The 16,639-nt window shown below is 69.5% G+C and carries 17 protein-coding genes and 1 riboswitch; of the genes, 11 read left to right on the top strand and 6 right to left on the bottom strand.

Annotated features, from left to right (window positions below; all coding sequences use genetic code 11):
* The first annotated feature begins 229 nt into the window (after positions 1-229).
* The 6 genes from ACIHFD_RS41880 (at position 230) to ACIHFD_RS41855 (ending at position 6,628) form a co-directional block, all read left to right on the top strand.
* A complete protein-coding gene (locus ACIHFD_RS41880) occupies positions 230-1,855 on the top strand; it encodes an ABC transporter substrate-binding protein (RefSeq protein ID WP_397371658.1) in 1,626 nt (541 codons plus the stop codon).
* The gene (locus tag ACIHFD_RS41875) at positions 1,852-2,823 is read left to right on the top strand and encodes an ABC transporter permease (RefSeq protein ID WP_397371657.1); all 972 of its coding nucleotides are present in this window, start codon (positions 1,852-1,854) and stop codon (positions 2,821-2,823) included. The genes ACIHFD_RS41880 and ACIHFD_RS41875 overlap by 4 nt, the downstream gene beginning before the upstream one ends.
* Entirely contained in the window at positions 2,820-3,671 is an 852-nt protein-coding gene (locus tag ACIHFD_RS41870; RefSeq protein ID WP_397371656.1) for an ABC transporter permease, read from the top strand. Before ACIHFD_RS41875 ends, ACIHFD_RS41870 begins: the two co-directional genes overlap by 4 nt.
* Positions 3,668-5,377, top strand: a complete 1,710-nt coding sequence (locus ACIHFD_RS41865) for an ABC transporter ATP-binding protein (RefSeq protein ID WP_397371655.1) — start codon at positions 3,668-3,670, stop codon at positions 5,375-5,377. Before ACIHFD_RS41870 ends, ACIHFD_RS41865 begins: the two co-directional genes overlap by 4 nt.
* Before the next feature lie 3 nt (positions 5,378-5,380).
* Positions 5,381-6,136 carry a (2Fe-2S)-binding protein gene (locus ACIHFD_RS41860; protein ID WP_397371654.1) on the top strand — a complete coding sequence of 252 codons (756 nt, stop codon included), beginning with the start codon at positions 5,381-5,383 and terminating at the stop codon, positions 6,134-6,136.
* Between the two features lie 102 nt (positions 6,137-6,238).
* A complete protein-coding gene (locus tag ACIHFD_RS41855; RefSeq protein WP_397371653.1) occupies positions 6,239-6,628 on the top strand; it encodes a hypothetical protein in 390 nt (129 codons plus the stop codon).
* Between the two features lie 395 nt (positions 6,629-7,023).
* On the opposite strand, the gene ACIHFD_RS41850 is transcribed toward ACIHFD_RS41855, so the two are convergent.
* Positions 7,024-7,632, bottom strand: a complete 609-nt coding sequence (locus ACIHFD_RS41850; RefSeq protein ID WP_397371652.1) for a DUF305 domain-containing protein — start codon at positions 7,630-7,632, stop codon at positions 7,024-7,026.
* 80 nt (positions 7,633-7,712) lie between these two features.
* Positions 7,713-8,087 (bottom strand): hypothetical protein, encoded by a 375-nt coding sequence (locus ACIHFD_RS41845; RefSeq protein WP_397371651.1) that lies wholly within the window; start codon positions 8,085-8,087, stop codon positions 7,713-7,715.
* 274 nt (positions 8,088-8,361) lie between these two features.
* Here ACIHFD_RS41845 and ACIHFD_RS41840 point away from each other — a divergent pair, with 274 nt between their 5' ends.
* Positions 8,362-8,736 (top strand): BlaI/MecI/CopY family transcriptional regulator, encoded by a 375-nt coding sequence (locus tag ACIHFD_RS41840; protein ID WP_397371650.1) that lies wholly within the window; start codon positions 8,362-8,364, stop codon positions 8,734-8,736.
* The gene (locus tag ACIHFD_RS41835) at positions 8,733-9,683 is read left to right on the top strand and encodes a M56 family metallopeptidase (protein WP_397371649.1); all 951 of its coding nucleotides are present in this window, start codon (positions 8,733-8,735) and stop codon (positions 9,681-9,683) included. Before ACIHFD_RS41840 ends, ACIHFD_RS41835 begins: the two co-directional genes overlap by 4 nt.
* 548 nt (positions 9,684-10,231) lie before the next feature.
* Here ACIHFD_RS41835 and ACIHFD_RS41830 read toward each other — a convergent pair.
* Positions 10,232-10,996, bottom strand: a complete 765-nt coding sequence (locus tag ACIHFD_RS41830) for a CHAP domain-containing protein (protein WP_397371648.1) — start codon at positions 10,994-10,996, stop codon at positions 10,232-10,234.
* Positions 10,997-11,010: 14 nt separating this feature from the next.
* Positions 11,011-11,165: riboswitch (cyclic di-AMP (ydaO/yuaA leader) on the bottom strand.
* A gap of 145 nt (positions 11,166-11,310) precedes the next feature.
* On the bottom strand, positions 11,311-11,601 hold the full coding sequence (locus tag ACIHFD_RS41825) for a hypothetical protein (RefSeq protein ID WP_397371690.1): 291 nt from the start codon (positions 11,599-11,601) through the stop codon (positions 11,311-11,313).
* 39 nt (positions 11,602-11,640) lie between these two features.
* Here ACIHFD_RS41825 and ACIHFD_RS41820 point away from each other — a divergent pair, with 39 nt between their 5' ends.
* On the top strand, positions 11,641-12,054 hold the full coding sequence (locus ACIHFD_RS41820; RefSeq protein ID WP_397371687.1) for a cation transporter: 414 nt from the start codon (positions 11,641-11,643) through the stop codon (positions 12,052-12,054).
* Positions 12,055-12,223: 169 nt separating this feature from the next.
* Here ACIHFD_RS41820 and ACIHFD_RS41815 read toward each other — a convergent pair whose 3' ends face one another.
* Complete coding sequence (locus tag ACIHFD_RS41815) at positions 12,224-13,117, bottom strand: NAD(P)/FAD-dependent oxidoreductase (protein WP_397371647.1); 894 nt, start codon at positions 13,115-13,117, stop codon at positions 12,224-12,226.
* A gap of 82 nt (positions 13,118-13,199) precedes the next feature.
* Here ACIHFD_RS41815 and ACIHFD_RS41810 point away from each other — a divergent pair, with 82 nt between their 5' ends.
* Together ACIHFD_RS41810 and ACIHFD_RS41805 are read left to right on the top strand one after the other, a co-directional pair.
* Positions 13,200-13,586 carry a BlaI/MecI/CopY family transcriptional regulator gene (locus ACIHFD_RS41810; RefSeq protein WP_397371646.1) on the top strand — a complete coding sequence of 129 codons (387 nt, stop codon included), beginning with the start codon at positions 13,200-13,202 and terminating at the stop codon, positions 13,584-13,586.
* Entirely contained in the window at positions 13,583-14,356 is a 774-nt protein-coding gene (locus tag ACIHFD_RS41805; RefSeq protein ID WP_397371645.1) for a M56 family metallopeptidase, read from the top strand. The genes ACIHFD_RS41810 and ACIHFD_RS41805 overlap by 4 nt, the downstream gene beginning before the upstream one ends.
* A 41-nt stretch (positions 14,357-14,397) precedes the next feature.
* Here the strand turns inward: ACIHFD_RS41805 and ACIHFD_RS41800 are convergent, their stop codons facing one another.
* Positions 14,398-16,632, bottom strand: coding sequence for a heavy metal translocating P-type ATPase (locus ACIHFD_RS41800; RefSeq protein WP_397371644.1), 2,235 nt, complete (start codon positions 16,630-16,632; stop codon positions 14,398-14,400).
* Between the last annotated feature and the right edge of the window lie 7 nt (positions 16,633-16,639).

Here is a 16,639-nt window from a genome sequence, read left to right as displayed (position 1 = left end):
CAGTTACGGACGCTCAGCATCGCACCGCTCGAACGACCAGCCCTGCAACCCCGATTCTTCATATACACAGGTCAAAGGCACGAGCACGCCATCGACCGTTGCGCGCGAGCGAATTACGGAGTTTACATATTGAGCTCTTGCATCTACGGAAAACCTCTATAGAGTCGCATGCAACACCGCCAGCTCCCCGCGGCGGCAGTCTCGACCTCTTATACCCCCGGGAGGTTCCGTGTACCGGCGACCCGTCAGATCCATCGCGATCGCAGCCGCACTCTGGTTAGCTCTGGCCGGATGCGGCGCAGGTACGCAGCCTCCGCAGACGCAGCAGCAGACGAAGGCCGCCGCGAAGAGCGTCACCATCGCCATCTCGTCCGGCGAGGGCACGCTGACCCCGTTCACCAACCAGACCGGCTATCCGGGAAACAACCTGGTCAAGCTCATCTTCGACACCCTGGTCATCGTCCAGGGCGACGGGGTCACGCCGCTGCTCGCCAAGCAGATCGAGACCACCGACAACAAGGTCTTCACGCTGCCGCTCAGGTCCGGCGTCACCTGGCACGACGGCAAGCCGCTGACCGCGGACGACGTGGTCTTCAGCTTCGACTTCTACAAGAAGAACATGGAGGGCGACTCCGCGATCGACGTCCGGCCGGTGGAGAAGGTGACCGCGAGCGGCGACACGGTGACCCTGACGCTCAAGGCGCCCGACCCCGAGTTCCCGCGGCGGATCCTGGCCGACATGGCGATCCTGCCCAAGCACGTGTGGGAGTCGGTGGAGAAGGTCAGCGAGGCCGGGACGGACAAGGCGGTCGGCACCGGGCCGTACAAGCTCACGCGGTACGACAACGCCCGCGGCTACACGCTGTCCGCCAATCCTTCCTACGCGATGGGCAAGCCGAAGGTCGAGACCGTGAAGATCGTGGTCATCCCCGAGGAGTCCACGCAGTTCGCCGCGCTGCGCACGGGCGAGGTGCACCTGTCCACCCGCATCGTGCCCCCGCAGCAGCTCCAGGCGCTGCAGAACCAGCCGGACATCGGCATCGTGAAGGGCACCGAGTTCGCCTCCACGCTGCTGGCCTTCAACACCACCAGGGCCCCGTTCGACAAGCCGGAGGTCAGGCGCGCCCTCGCCAAGTCGATCGACGTGACGGACCTGGTCAAGACCGCGCTGCTCGGCCAGGGCACGCCGGGCAACCCCGGATTCATCCACGCCGACTCCCCCGTCAAGCCGGATCAGCTCGCCCCCGTCTACGACGTCGAGGCGGCCAAGCGCGAGCTCGACGCCCTGGGCGCCAAGCCCGGTCCCGACGGGATCAGGGTGCTCGACGGCAAGCCCATGTCGTACGAGCTACTGGTCCAGAGCACCTCCACCGACCGGCTGCGCAGCGCCGAGCTGATCCGCGACATGCTCAAGGCGGTGGGCGTGAGCGTGAAGGTCACCTCGCTCGACCCCGACTCGCTGGACGCGAAGGTGTGGCCCGACTACGACGTACGCAAGGGCCGCAACTACGACATGTCGATGTGGGGCTGGTCCGCGCCCGTCATGCTGAGCACCGGCAGCATCGCCCAACTGCTCGCCTCCGACCCGGACGACGGCTCCCTGAACATCGTCGGTTTCAAGAACGACGAGGTCGACGCCGTTGTGAAAACCCTGACCTCGGCCCCGACGATGGAGGCCAGGACGGCGGCGGCCAAGCAGCTCCAGGCGCAGATCGCCGAGCAACTGCCGTTCCTCACGCTGTACTACCGCAACGGCGCCTACGCCTTCCGCAAGGACGTCTACAGCGGCTGGAGCTGGCAGAACGGCTCGGCCGTGCTCAACAAGTTCTCCCTCGTCGACTTCAAGCTCCAATGACCTGGAGATACGCGGCGGGCCGGCTCGCCGAGTACGCTGCCGTGCTCGCGGTGGCGCTCACGCTGAACTTCGCGCTGCCCCGTGCCCTGCCCGGTGGCCCGCTCAAGTTGTTCGGCAGCCCGGAGGCGCTCGCCCGGCTCACCGCCGACGAGCGGGCGCAGCTCGCCACCCAGTACGGCTTCGGCAAGCCCGTGCACGAGCAGTTCCTCGACTACCTCGGCGGCGTGTTCACCCTCGATCTCGGCACCTCCCTGTCCGACGGGCGGCCGGTCACGCAGGCTCTCGGCGAGGCGCTGCCGTGGACGTTGCTGCTCGTCGGCACCAGCATCGTCTGCACCGCGCTCGTGGGCGTCACGCTCGGCGTGCTGGGCGCGCTGCGCAGGCGCCGGGGCAAGGGCTCGGGACTGCTCGGCACGGCGATCGTGCTCGACTCGTTCCCGCAGTTCTGGCTGGGGATGCTGCTCATCGTGCTGTTCGGCGTCCAGCTCCGGCTGCTACCGACCTTCGGCGTGTCGGGCGTCGAGGGCGTGACCGTTTCCGGCGTTCTGCTGCACCTGGTCCTGCCGGTGAGCACCATGACGCTGACCGGGATGGGCTACCTGTTCCTCTACACCCGGTCGTCGCTGCTGACCGTGCTGACCAGCGAACCGATCGAGCACGCGCACGCGCGCGGGGTGCCGTACGGGCGGCTCGTCCGACGGCACGCGCTGCGACCGGCGCTGCTGCCCGTCCACACGATCCTCATGATGGAGATCGGCTTCCTGGCCGCGGGCTCGATCGTGGTCGAGACCGTCTTCGCCTACCCGGGGCTCGGGCGGCTGACCTTCGGCGCGATCGCGGCCCGCGACTATCCGCTGATGCAGGGCGCGTTCCTGGTGCTGACGCTGCTGGTCGTGCTGATGAACGCGCTGGCCGACGCCACGTACCCGCTGCTCGATCCCCGCGCCAGAACCGGAGGCGGCCGATGATGTTCCTGCGTGCGCCCCGTCGCAACCTCCTCGGCCCCCAGGGTCTGATCGGGGCTGGAATCCTCGCGGTCGTCATCGGGGTCGCCTTGTACGGCGCGGCGCTGCCCGACGACGCAGGGCGTGCCAGGGTGGCGGCCCCCTACGCCCCGCCAGGCGCGGGGCTGCCCCTCGGGGCCGACGATCTCGGCAGGAACCTGCTCGACCAGCTCGTCGTCGGCGCGGGCACGTCCCTGAGTCTGGCGCTCATCGTCGCCATCTGCACGACGCTGCTGGCCGCGCTGGTCGGCGGGGCTGCCGGGATCGGGCCACGCTGGCTGTCGGCCGTCCTGATGCGTGGCACCGACGTCATGCTGGTGCTGCCGGAGCTGATCCTCTACATCCTCGCGGCGGCCTTCCTCGGCCAGTCCTTCGGCACACGCGTGGCGATCCTGTCGCTGATCCTCTGGCCGGTCCCCGCCAGAGTGCTGCGCGCCGCCGTCCTGACCGCGTGGTCCCGCGGCCATCTGGAGGTGGCCCGCGCGATAGGGGCGCCGCGCTGGTGGCTGCTCCTGCGGCACGGCTCGTACCTGATCGGCCCGCTGCTCATCCCGGTCTTCGTCCGTACGGCGATGCGCGCGGTCATCTACGACGCGACGTTGTCGTTCCTGGGTCTGGGCGACCCGACCGTGCCGAGCTGGGGCACCACGCTCTTCTGGGTGCAGACCAACGGCGTGTTCCTGTCCGACGCGTGGCTCTGGTGGGCGCTCCCGCCAGGCGCCGCGATCACGCTGACCGTGCTCGCCCTCGCCCTCATCGGCATCGCCGTCGAGGAACGCCTCAACCCCGCGCTCAGAGAGGCCACCCGATGACGCTGTCACTGCGCGACCTCACGATCGGCTACGGCGGGCTGACCGCGGTCGACGGCATCAGTCTGGACGTCGCGGCGGGCGAGATCGTGGCGCTCGTGGGCGAGAGCGGCTGCGGCAAGACCTCCGTCGCCCGAGCCCTGCTGGGGCTGCTCCCCCGCACCGCGACCGTGACGGGCTCGGCGCTGCTCGGCGAGGACGAGCTGGCCGGCCGTACCGACTGGAAGAACATTCGAGGCAGCCGGGTGGCCATCGTGCCACAGGGCGCGATGACCGGCCTGAGCCCCGTGCACAGGATCGGCGACCAGCTCACCGAGATTCTCACTTTGCACGGTGGCCGGGCCGAACCGGCCGAGCTGCTCGAACGTGTCGGTCTCCAGCAGGCCATGCTGCGCTGCTACCCGCACGAGCTGTCAGGAGGGCAACGCCAGCGGGTCGCCATCGCGCTGGCGCTGGCGGGCGAGCCCCGGCTGCTGGTCGCGGACGAGCCCACCACCGGGCTGGACGTGATCACCCAACGGCAGATCCTCGCGCTGCTCGCCGGTCTCGGCACCAGCATGCTCATCGTCTCCCACGACCTCGCCGGGCTGATCCCGTACGCGGACCGGGTCGCGGTGATGTACGCCGGGCGCCTGGCCGAAGTGCGACCCGCCCGCACGCTGGCCGACGAGCACGCCCACCCGTACACCGCCGGTCTGCTCACCGCCACCCCCGTCGCGGACCGGCGGGTGCCGTGGGGCAGCATCCCCGGCTCTGCCCCCGCGCTCGACCTGCTGCCGAGCGGATGCAGGTTCGCCCCGCGCTGCCCCCTGGCCACCGACCGGTGCACGGACGAAGCCCCTCCGCTGCGCGCGTACGGCACGGCGCAGGTGGCCTGCCACCACCAGGACAAGCCGGCGTACCCGGTGGTGCCACGGGGCGACCACCCGCAGGGACCGCCGGTCGCCCGCGTGCGGGGCGTCCGGCACGTCTACGGGGCCAGGTCGAGAACCGTGGAAGCGCTGCGCGGCGTGGACCTCGACATCCACGCCGGCGAGATCGTCGGACTCGTGGGCGAGAGCGGCTCCGGCAAGAGCACCCTGTCCAGGATCGTCCTGGGCCTGCTCCGGCCGTCGAGCGGCCGCGTCGAGATCGCCGGCGAGGAGCTGACCACGCGGCGCGGCCGTGGACTTCGCCGCCTCCAGCAGCGGATCGGCTTCGTCCACCAGGATCCCTATGACGCGCTCCACCCCGGTATGCGCGTCGCGAGCCTGGTGGCCGAGCCCCTGGTGCTGGCCGGCACGCCGCGGGAGCAGCGGGCCGGCCGGGTGCGCGAGGCGGCGGGCGCCGCCGGGCTGCCGGTGACCGACGAGTTCCTGCGCCGTTTTCCCGGCCAGCTCTCAGGCGGTCAGCGGCAACGCGTGTCCATCGCCCGGGCGCTCGCGGCCGAGCCCACCCTCCTGATCGCCGACGAGGCCACCTCGATGCTGGACGTGTCCACCCGCGCCGGCATCGCCACCACGCTGCGCACTCTGGCCGTCGATCGGGCGCTCGCCGTGCTGTTCGTCACCCATGACCTGGGCGAGGCGGTGCAGTCGTGCGACCGGATCGTGGTGCTGCGCAACGGAACGGTGGTCGAGCACGGGCTCTCCGCGGACCTCGCCCGCGCGCCCTCCCACTCCTACACGGCACAACTCCTCGAAGCAGCACTGACGAACAAGGACGGATAAAGAGTGACGGACGTCTTCGCGCGGCTCGAATCCTTCGGCGACCGCTTCCGCCTCCAGCGCGGGCTCACGCCGGGAGACGACTGGATCGGCTGCGATCGGCTGCTGGACCCGTGGTCCGACGAGCTGAAGCGCGTGCTCGACGCCGAGCGCCGGGCCAGCGGCCAGGTCTCCGACCATGCGACCGCGCTGACCGTGATGGCGGTCTACGCCGGCACCGTGACCGCGGCCGCCGTGCTGGCCTGGGCCGTCGAGGGCGCGGTGATCGACATGCGGCCGCACAACGTCGCCATCCGGCTCTCTCCCCATCACGGCTTCGAGGCAGTCGGGCTGCGCGAGCCCGCGGTCACGCGGGCGCCCGTGGAGCAGCTGGTCGCATGGGTGCTGGACGAGCACCTGCTGCCTCTGGCGCAGGCCATGCACGTACACACCCGAGCCGGCCTGCGGCAACTCTACGGCGGCGTGGCCCATGGGTGCGCGGCGGCCTTCTGCATCGCGAGCCGGCGAGGCGGAGACGTCGACCAGTTGGAAACCGCGTACAAGACCTTCCTGGCCGCGGCCACCGGAGATCCGGAGCGTTTGGGCACGGTCATCCGGCTCAAGGAGGGCGATCGGGAAGGGCTCTTCTACCTGCGCAACACCTGCTGCCTCTACTACACCTCGGCCGAGCAGGTGAAGTGCTCCAGCTGCTGCCTGGACTCCGTCGACGATCGCATCGCGAACTACCGGCGAGTGCTGGCCGACGGCGTCGTACCGCACTAACAGACAAGCCGTCCAAAAGGCATTGACCACCTCGCGTCGGTGAATTAACAGCAATTCACCGACTCTTTCTGATGCCATGCGAACTGCTACATCACCGGCATCATGCCCGACCTCGTCTTCGCCGGCACCGACACGGGCGTCAACATGGACACCGGCGGCATGCTGCACCACGTCGTCAACGTCGACTTCAGCCGCTGGGACGTCACCTGCCCACCGGGTTTCGGAGACGTGATCAACCAGCTCGGCCTGCTCCAAGGTGGCAACGAACGCTTCTTCGCGGCCGGCAACAAGCGCACGCTCAACACCCTCTACACCACGGGCAACAACGGCTACCACGTCAAAGCCGGCGACAAATGGGGCGACTCCGAGCGGTCCGTCCCCGCCGGATACTCCGACTCCACTGGACCACGACCGTCCCCCCCGGCGGCACCCTCGTGGCGGTCGGCGGCCACGCCCACGACCGCAGCATCAGCGTGTCCCTCCAGAACGTGACCAAGAACCGCTACTCCTGCACCTCCGTGGCCGGATACGCGCCCGACTCCATGTACCTGCCCGCCGGCCCCGGCGCCGGGACGGACGGGCACCCGGTCGGCGCCAACCCCGTCACTTCCGACGGGCATCCGAACGCACCGCTCATGGCATACATGGGATCGGTGTCGGACTTCACCACCTGCGACCCCAATCTCACCTTCTCCTTAGGCGACAAGATCAGGGTCCACACCCAGTACAACGAACCCGCCGCCTATGACGGCGCCATGGGCATCATGGTCGCCTTCGTCCGCTGGCGACAACCGATCCAGGAAGGGCCGGCCGCGCGCCTGGCCGTTCCCTGCATACACGGCCAGGAGACCGCCCGGGCACTCGGCGTGCCCGGGCGGATCCCTGGATCAGAGCCGGTCGAGGATCTTCTGCAGTTGCTCCACCTCGGCCTGCTGGGTGGTCTCGATGGTCTTGGCCAGTTCCTTGGCCTGCGGGTTCGAGCCGCCCGTCTGCTCGGTCTTGGCCATCGCGATCGCGCCGTTGTGATGGGCGATCATCTGCTGGACGAACAGCTTGTCGAAGGCCTTGCCCTTGGCCGCTTCCAGCTTCTTCATGTCCTCCTCGGACATGACGCCCGGCATGTCATGCCCCATGCCACCCTCGGGCGCGGGCTTGCCCCACTCCGTCAGCCAGCCCTTCATGGTCTGGATCTCCGGGTCCTGAGCAGCCTTGATCTTCGCCGCGAGGTCCTTGACCTCCGGGTCGCTCGCCCGGGTGGAGGCCAGGTCGGCCATCTCGACCGCCTGCTCGTGGTGCGGGATCATCATCTGCGCGAACATGACATCGGCGTCGTTGAACGCACCCGACGGCTGCGCGCTCGCGCTGGTGGCGGCAGGCGCGCTGGCGCTGCTCATCCCCTCGTGCCCGGCCATGGAGTCGCTGTTGCCACCGCACGCGGTCAGCAGAGCGAGCCCACCCGCGACGACGGCAACGGAAATCTTGCGGTTGATACGCATGGTTGTCTGGTCTCTCGATGTGTTGGAACGGTCGGCCTGTATGCGGGCCGCCTCGGGGCAGGTCCGCGCGGAACATCGGCCTATATGCGCAACATCGAGAGCCTTGCCAGGCGCAAGGACGTGGTCTTGGGCGGAGGTCTGGCGACCTGCCGGACGGATAGACGGGACCAGCCCCGGCCGCCGGTTCGCCGCCGCACTTTGATCCAGGCGGCCAGCATCATCATGACCATGAACGAGGTCAATACGGCCAGGCATACATCCGTCGGGTCAAACCCGGGCATGTCATGCTCGGGAACAAATGCCTGCAGCCCCACCGAAGCCATGGGAACGGGCTCCAGGACGACGCCCATGCCACGAACATCGGACGAGGTGCCGCCGTGGCCGCCGTCGAGATGTCCCAGCGTGTGCATGCCGCACACGCCCAAGGCGAGGAAGACGAGCAGGAAGCCGCGCACGACCCGCAACGCGAGGAGTCGCCGCGCAACCCCCATCGGCTCCCCCTTGGTAATCGGAACTTCCCGAGCTCCACCAATTTACTACGAAGCCTCGTAGCGCCCCACGGACGCCGCCGTCCCGGCGAGTTGCCTGACGGCGTGCGCCTGCCGGAGCGTCCGGAGGCGGCCGCGGCCACCGCCTCCGGACGCTCTGGTCAGATGGCGGTCAGCTCGTAGCTGGCGTCTACGATCGCCGGTAGCATTGAGTGCACCGGCGAGTAGAGGGGGCTGGCAGATGGTGCGTGGCCTGGGAGAGCTCGAGTCCACGATCATGGACCGCATGTGGGTCATCAAGGAGCCGGCCTCGGTCAGGGATGTCCTGGAGTATCTCCAGAAGGACCGCGTCATCGCCTACACGACCGTGATGACCGTGATGGACAAGCTCCACACCAAGGGCCTGCTCAAGCGCAAACCGGTCGGCCGGGCGTACATCTACGAGGCGGTGTCGTCGAAGGAGGCCTACACCGCCGATGTGATGCGCCAGTCTCTGGCCAGCAGCGGCAACAGGGCGGCCACGCTGGTGCACTTCCTGGAACGGCTCACCCCCGAGGAGGCGAGCGCGCTGGAAGCGGCCCTCCGGGTGTACCCGGCGAGGGACCGCAGCTCATGACGGTGGCCATCGTCCTCGCACTTTACGGCGCCTTTGCGGCCCTGCTACTGCCAAGGCTCCTACGGCGAGCCGGGTGGGCCGATCGCGCGCCCCGGCTGGCGATCATCATGTGGCAGGCGGCGAGCGTGTCGGTGGTCGTGTCGGTGCTGCTGTCGGCGTTCGCCGTGGCCGTGCCCGCCTCCGTCGTGGGGCACGGCCTGGCCGGGCTGTTCGAGGCCTGCGCCGCCCTGCTGGGCGACGGGGCGACGCTGAGTTCGACAAGCGCCCGGGTCGGCCTCGTCGTCGACGGGCTGATCCTCGCGCGTTTGGCCTATACCGGTGGAGCCGTGCTGCTGGGCGCGCGCCGCGACCGGCGGCGGCATGCCGAGACGCTCTCCCTTTTGGGCAAGCACGACGTCCATCTCGGCGCGCTCGTGGTCGACTACGACGAGCGCCTGGCGTACTGCCTGCCCGGCCGGAACGGGCACGCGGTCATCACCACCGGCGCGTTGCGCTCGCTCGCACCGGAGCAGGTCGCCGCCGTGCTGGCCCACGAGCAGGCCCACCTGCGCGGGCGCCATCATCTGGTGCTGGCCGGCGCCGAGACACTGGCACGGGCGTTCCCCCGCGTGCCGCTGTTCGAGGCGGCGCGGGCCGAGATCGCCCGCCTGGTCGAGCTGCTGGCCGACGACGTGGCCGCCCGCCGCCACCCGCGCGTCCACATCGCCGCAGCCCTGGTCCGACTCGCCACGGGACGGGTTCCGGCTTTCGCGCTGGGCGCGGGTGGCGAGACGGCGCTCACCCGCGTGCGCCGGATGCTGCATCCGCAGGAGCCGCTCGACAGGCGAGAGCGTCTCGCCGGGCTCTTGGTGGTGACGGTGCTGCTCGCCGGTCCCGCCACGCTTGCCGCGGCCCCGGGCGTGGGCGCGTTCCTCGCCCACCACTGCCACTCCTTCCTCACCCTCTAGCCTGTCTACGAAGATGGCTAGTAGATGATTGTCGGCTCGCGCCCATGACGCGTGTAGGTCAGCGGCTGCGTACAGGCGCCGCAGGAGTCGTGCCGGCTGTAGCTCTGGCGAGCTGTGGTCAGGCATCGCCGGAGGCCGGCGGTACGGGAGAGCCCGACCTCGGTGGGGCCATGTCCACGGCCTCGGCGTCGATCCCGCCGACGGAGCCCTCTACGTCGCGGGGCACCACGGGCTGTTCAAGGTCACATCCCCGACGACCATGACCCGGGTAGCCGACCGCGACCAGGACCACATGGGCTTCACGATCGCCGGCCCGAAGGCCTTTTGGGCCGGCGGACACCCTTCGGCCGAGGACGTCTCCCCGGATCGCCCGCCGCACCTCGGCCTCATCCGACGCCGGTAAGCTGCCCGGCCAGGCCACCGCGTTCACGGCCGTGGACCGGCGGCGCCTGCCGGCCGCGATGGAGGACGGCACGGTGCTGGAATCCAAGGACGGAGGCAAAACCTTCGCCACCGCCTTCGGCGCCGCGCGCTGAGCCGTCGATCGGCTAGGTGGCCAGGGTCTGGCGTCCACCGCCAGTGCGACGATGCCGCCCGCCCGCCGAAGAAGGCCTGGCGAACTGCCGTTTTCTCGCCCGCCTGATGACCAGGACAGTGCCGAGCAGCGCGACGAGGGCGCCTGCCGGGACCGCCATCGTGCCGACCAGGAGCGTGGCCCCTCCTGAGGCCGGCGCGACGGCTGCCACAGCGGCTTTCGGTGGCCCGGCTTTCCCGAACGCGGCGGGCTGCGTCGGAGACGAACCCAGCTCGCCTTCGAGGATCACGACCTCCCTGCCGCCTCCCGCCTTCTCTCGTACCTTTCTCGGCAACCCGTACCCCACGACCTTGCTCTGATCGCGGTCCTTGCGCTTCAGCCACACCTTGTCGATGTTGCCCTCGATCGTGGCTATCCGTTCGCCGTCGACCCGCTCAACGATGCCCGCATGATCGATCCCCTCGACGTCCTTCGAGCCGCTCCAGTCGTAGAACACGATCGCACCCGGCTCCGGCTTGTCGCTCCAGGCTCCCTGGGCCTGGAACCACTTCGCATGGTCGACGGTGTAGGCGAACTCGCCGACGTACTTCTCCACCCCCGCCTGGTTGGCGGCCCAGGTGATGAACATGTCGCACCACGGAGCGGTCTTGAAGTAGGGATCGCTTTGATCCACGTTGGCGTAGTACCAGTCGCCGAACCTGGTATAGCCGTTGCCCTGTTCCTGGTAGCCGAGATACTTCTGAGCAGCCTCGAGCAGACCCTCGTCAATGGATGCCATGGGTAAGGCGGATGACCCTTTCTCCTTGACCGCCTACCGGGTTAGCTGACGGATTCGGGCCAGGAGACGCCCTACTACCGCGTACGCGGCGGATTCACCCCGTGCTTGGATCATGCCAAGCGATTGGTTCCCCGGCCCCCGCCGGGGCGGGATTGAGCGGCTGGCCGGTCGCCTTCGGGGGAAGGCAGGCCACCCGGCCAGTACGATGAACTGTAGTAGTTAACTTGACCGGATCGTGACGTTATGCCGAAACGATCTCCCTTGAGGGAAATGTCGACCTACGGCATGGCCATTGACTCCGACGCCTTCTCGCTTTACTTGCGGCGTCGTTCCTGCTGCTTACGCCACCCGCACCCGGTCAGCCCCTGCGGCTTGACCACGGAGAAGGTCGTGATCACGAGCAACGCCACGACGCCGCCGACGGAATGCGCAGCGTGCCTGGCATGGCGGGAGGGTCGGCGCCGGACGGTGTGCCGTGCCAGCACCCGTGCGGTCGTCTCGCAGCTGTCCGCGCAGTCGAGGTTGCTGCGGATGCACTTGGCCAGCTCTGTGATGTTCTCCTCGCTCGGCAGGCATCCGCGCACGCGGTACACGCCTCGGTCCACCGGGCACACCGTGACGACGGCAAGGAACGCAGCACCGCGATCCTGGACGTCAGCGGGCTGCGGTGGGCCTCCGAGCAGAACGTCGTCGTGGCCACCTTGAGCCGCCGCCCGGGGGTGCTGGGCGTGGAGGCGAACCCGGTCGCCCAGACGGCGACCGTGGAATTCGATCCGCGCCGCACGTCGCTCGCCGAGCTGCGCGCCTGGTTGATCGAGTGCGGCTACCACTGCGCAGGGCAGTCGGTGCCCTCCCACATCTGCGATCCGATGGCCGAACCTGACCCGCCGCGTGCCACCCCGATGGAGGCCCCGCACGCCGGCCACGCCGCTCCTGCCGAGGAGGCGGTCTCACCACACGAAATGATGGGGCATGGCGGGCATGCCGGGATGTCCATGGCCTCGATCGCGGCCGTCAACGCCCTCGCCCTCAAACGGCTCCGCTTGCCCACTTCGTGAGCAGCCCGATCAAGATGACCATGACGAGACGGCGGGCTGTAGCTTCGGGCCGCTGGGCTGTGCGGGCCTATCGTCACGGCGCAGGAACGCCATGAGCACCCTGCGGGAGCCGGATATCCACACCAGTCAGAACGGCAGCAGGGCCTTCGCCACCACGGACTGACCCGCCTCAGGCGTAAAGGAGCTCTTGATCGATGGTGACCGCCGCCACGACGCCTGCCGCGGCGCCCAGGACGACCTGCGCTCCCGCGAAGGGCATCGCGGGACGCCTGGCCATGTCGCCGGCAGCGTAGAGGCCAGGACTGGACGTCTTGCCGAAGTCGTCGACCTCGACCGCGCCGTCCTCCAGCAGGCGGCAGCCGAGGCGTTCCGCCAGGTCGGACGCCTGCCGGGTGGAGGGATGGCAGAAGAGCGCATCCCTCTCGATGTAGCCGGCGTCCTTGAAGACGATCCGCGCCAGCGCCGTGCCCTTCCCTTCCAGCCGGTCCACCACGTCTTCCCTGATCTGAACGCCGCGGTCGGCGAGCATGGCGCGCTGGGCATCGGAGATCTCGCCGCCGTTGGTGCACAGCACGACGTCCGAGCTGAGCCTGGCCAGGTGAACGGCTTGATGAACGCCCCAGCCGTCGACCTCCAGCACCGCGAGCCGCCGCCCATGGCGCTCCCAGCCGTGGCAGTACGGGCAGTGCACCACGCCGTCCCCCCAGCGTTCCGCCAACCCGGAAACCGAGGGCAGCACGTCTCGCACGCCGGTGGCCAGCACCAGCCGGGCGGCCTCGGCCCGCCACCCGTCCTCCAGGACGACCTCGAACCCTTCGGCGGCGTGCATGACGCGCGCCTGCCGTACCTCCACGTCGGGGTACCGCGTCAACTGCTCCAGCGCGATCGCACGCAGTTCGCCGGGCGCGATGCCATCGCGAGAGAGCAGGTTGTGCACCGCTCCGCTCACCGCGTTCCGTCCGGGGCCGCCGTCGACGAGCAACGTGCGCCTGCGCACCCGCCCCAGCGTGAGCGCGGCGTTCAGCCCTGCGGGGCCGGCTCCGATGATGATCACGTCGTACACGGGAACACTCCTACTATCGCCTTGTAGTACTAGCTAGGCATAGTAAGCAACTTTGCTACTATCGGGCAATAGGAGGTGCTGGGTGAGCGACGAGCTGGAGCGCGCGGCGGCCGTGCTGGGGCCGCTGGAGGGCCGCATCATGCGCGCCCTGTGGTCGGGCACGGTCACGGAGCCCTTCGTGGTCCGCGCCGTACAGGTCCTGATGCCCGAGCTCGCCTACACGACGGTGATGACCACGCTGCGCCGCCTGGCGGACAAGGGCCTGCTCGCCTCCAGTGCCGAGGCGGGGCAGCGGGCCCACCACTACCGGGTGGCACAGTCGCCCGCCGAGTTCCTCGCGGCGGCGAGCGCGCAGGAGACGAGCAGGTTCGTGGAGCGGTTCGGCGACGCGGCGCTGGCGGCGTTCGCCGCCAAACTGGGCGACCTCACTCCCGAGCAGCGCAAACGACTGGAAGACCTGCGCGGATGATCCTTTACGGCCTGCGGCACCGGCCGCTCCCGCTCGCGATCGTGCTCGCGCTGATCGCGATCCGGCTGCTCTGGAGCCCCTCGCCCGAGCTCGGCATGAACATGACCATGGCCGAGTGCTGGGGGCTGGCGTTCGCCATCGTGGCCGGCATGAGCATCGTCTCCATTGCCGCCAGGACCACGTGGCTGGCCTGGCAGTCCGCCCGATCACTCGCGAGACTCCCGCGAACCGCGTTCGCCGCCAGGACGGCTTTACTGACCACCGAGGAGCCCCTTGCTTTCTGCGCCGGCATGCTGCGACCCCGGGTCTACGTGAGCGCGGGTCTCGCGAAGAGGCTGAGCGACGACGAACTACGGGCGGTCCTGTGCCACGAGGCCGCACACGCGCGTCGCCGCGACCCCCTGCGCAGAGTGCTGTTGTCCGCAGCCACGGACGTGCTGTTCTTCCTGCCGCTACTGAGGTGGGCGGCGCGGGTACAGAAGGAACGTGCCGAGCTGTGCGCTGACCGGGCGGCGATCGAGCAAGTGGGCGCCCGTCACGTCGCGGGGGCCCTGCTGGCCATGGAGGGGCGTACGGCGCCCGCGGGTGTCGCCGCCTTCGACGGCTCGGCCGCCGCGCGGGTGGCCCAGCTCGTCGGCGATGCTCCACCGTCACACAGGATCAGCCTCGGCCTGGTGGGACTCTCCCTGGCCGGTCTGGCCGCCGCGACCAGCCTCATGATGTGCGTCGGCCAGGGGCTGTGGATGTTCGTCACAACATGGGGGTTGTGAATGGCTCCGAGCCGATCGGCTCGGAGCCATTGCGCTTGGACCTACTTGAAGCGGCGTAGCCGCAGGCTGTTGCTGACCACGAAGACGCTGGAGAACGCCATCGCGGCTCCCGCGATCATCGGGTTGAGCAGCCCGAGCGCGGCCAGCGGCAGGGCGGCCACGTTGTAGGCGAAGGCCCAGAACAGGTTGCTCTTGATCGTACCGAGCGTCCTGCGCGACAGGCGGATGGCGTCGGCCGCCACCCGCAGGTCGCCGCGGACCAGGGTGAGATCGGAGGCTTCGATGGCCGCGTCGGTGCCGGTGCCCATCGCCAGCCCGAGGTCGGCCTGGGCGAGCGCGGCGGCGTCGTTGACGCCGTCTCCGACCATGGCCACGACCTTGCCCTCGGCCTGCAGCTTCTTGACGACGTCGACCTTGTCGGCGGGCAACACCTCGGCGATCACCTCGTCGATACCCACCTCGGCGGCCACCGTCTTGGCCACGGCCTCGTTGTCGCCCGTCAGCAGCACAGGAGTGAGACCGAGCGCCCGGAACCGCTCGATGGCCTCCTTGCTGGTGGGCTTGACTACGTCGGCCACCACGAGCACCGCGCGGGCCTGGCCGTCCCAGCCGACCGCCACCGCGGTCCGGCCGGCGGCCTGAGCGGCGTGCAGCTCTCGCTCGAGGTCGGGAGTGAGGTGCTGTGACCACTCCTCCAGCAGCCTGGGCCGCCCCACGAGCACGGCGTGCCCATCGACGATGCCCTGCACGCCAAGCCCTTCGACGTTGGCGAAGTCCTCCGGCGCAGGGAGTTCGCCGACGCGGGCGGTGGCGCCCTTGGCGATGGCCTGGGCGATCGGGTGCTCGGAGGCGTGCTCCAGCGCCCCGGCGAGGCGCAGCACCTCACCCTCGTCCTGGCCCTCGGCCACGTGGACATCGGTCAGGGTCATCTTGCCCTCGGTGACCGTGCCGGTCTTGTCGAGGACGATCGTGTCGATCCGGCGGGTGGACTCCAGCACCTCAGGACCCTTGATCAAGATGCCCAGTTGGGCGCCCCGCCCGGTGCCGACCAGCAGCGCCGTCGGCGTGGCCAGCCCCAGCGCGCACGGGCAGGCGATGATCAGCACCGCGACCGCCGCGGTGAAGGCCGCACCCACGCCGTCGCCGGTGCCCAGCCAGAACCCGAGGGTGCCGATGGCCAGGGCGATCACGACGGGCACGAAGATGCCGGAGATCCGGTCGGCCAGCCGCTGCACCTGCGCCTTTCCGGTCTGGGCCTCCTCCACCAGCTTGGCCATCTGGGCGAGCTGCGTGTCGGCGCCCACCCGCGTGGCGCGGACGATCAAGCGCCCGCCCGCGTTCACGGTGGCGCCCGTGACCGTGTCGCCAGGCCGGACCTCGACGGGCACGGACTCGCCGGTCAGCATCGAGGCGTCGACCGCCGAGGTGCCCTCCTCGATCACCCCATCGGTGGCGATCTTCTCGCCCGGCCGGACCACGAACCGGTCTCCCACATTGAGCTGGTCGCTCGGGATCCGCGTCTCCACACCGCCGCGCAGCACGGCGACATCCTTGGCGCCCAGCTCCAGCAAAGCCCGCAGCGCCGCACCCGCCCGCCGCTTGGAGCGCGCCTCGAAATACCGGCCCGCCAGGATGAACGCCGTCACCCCAGCCGCCGCCTCCAGGTAGATGTTGCCCGACCCGTCGCTGCGCTCGATGGTGAACGCGAACGGGTGCGTCATGCCCGGTGTCCCGGCCGTGCCGAAGAACAGGGCCCACAAGGACCAGCCGAGTGCGGCGAGCGTGCCGATCGAGATCAGCGTGTCCATGGTGGCGGCGCCGTGCCGCAGGTTGGTCCAGGCGGCCTTGTGGAAGGGCCAGCCCGCGTACACCACCACCGGCGCGGCCAGCACCAGCGACAACCACTGCCAGTTGGTGAACTGCAACGGCGGGATCATCGCCATCGCGATCACCGGCACGGCCAGCACCACCGACGTCACAAGCCGCTGCCGCAGCGGCTGGAGCTCGTCCTGCGGCTCCTGCTCGGCCGCTTCCGTCTTGGGCGGCGCGGGCAGAGCGGCCGTGTAGCCGGCCTTCTCCACCTCGGCGATGAGCTGTTGCGGGTCGACATCCTCGGGGAAGGTGACCTTGGCCTTCTCCGTGGCGTAGTTGACCGTCGCCGTCACGCCGTCCATCTTGTTGAGCTTGCGCTCGATGCGGTTGGCGCACGAGGCGCACGTCATGCCGCCGATCGAGAGCTCGACCGCGTTCTGCCGGTCGTCAGTGACAGAGGACATCACCGTT

The organism is Nonomuraea sp. NPDC051941 (assembly GCF_044593615.1).
The sequence above is the reverse complement of the archived record's forward strand: the minus strand, read 5'-3'. Positions and strand labels throughout refer to the sequence as shown.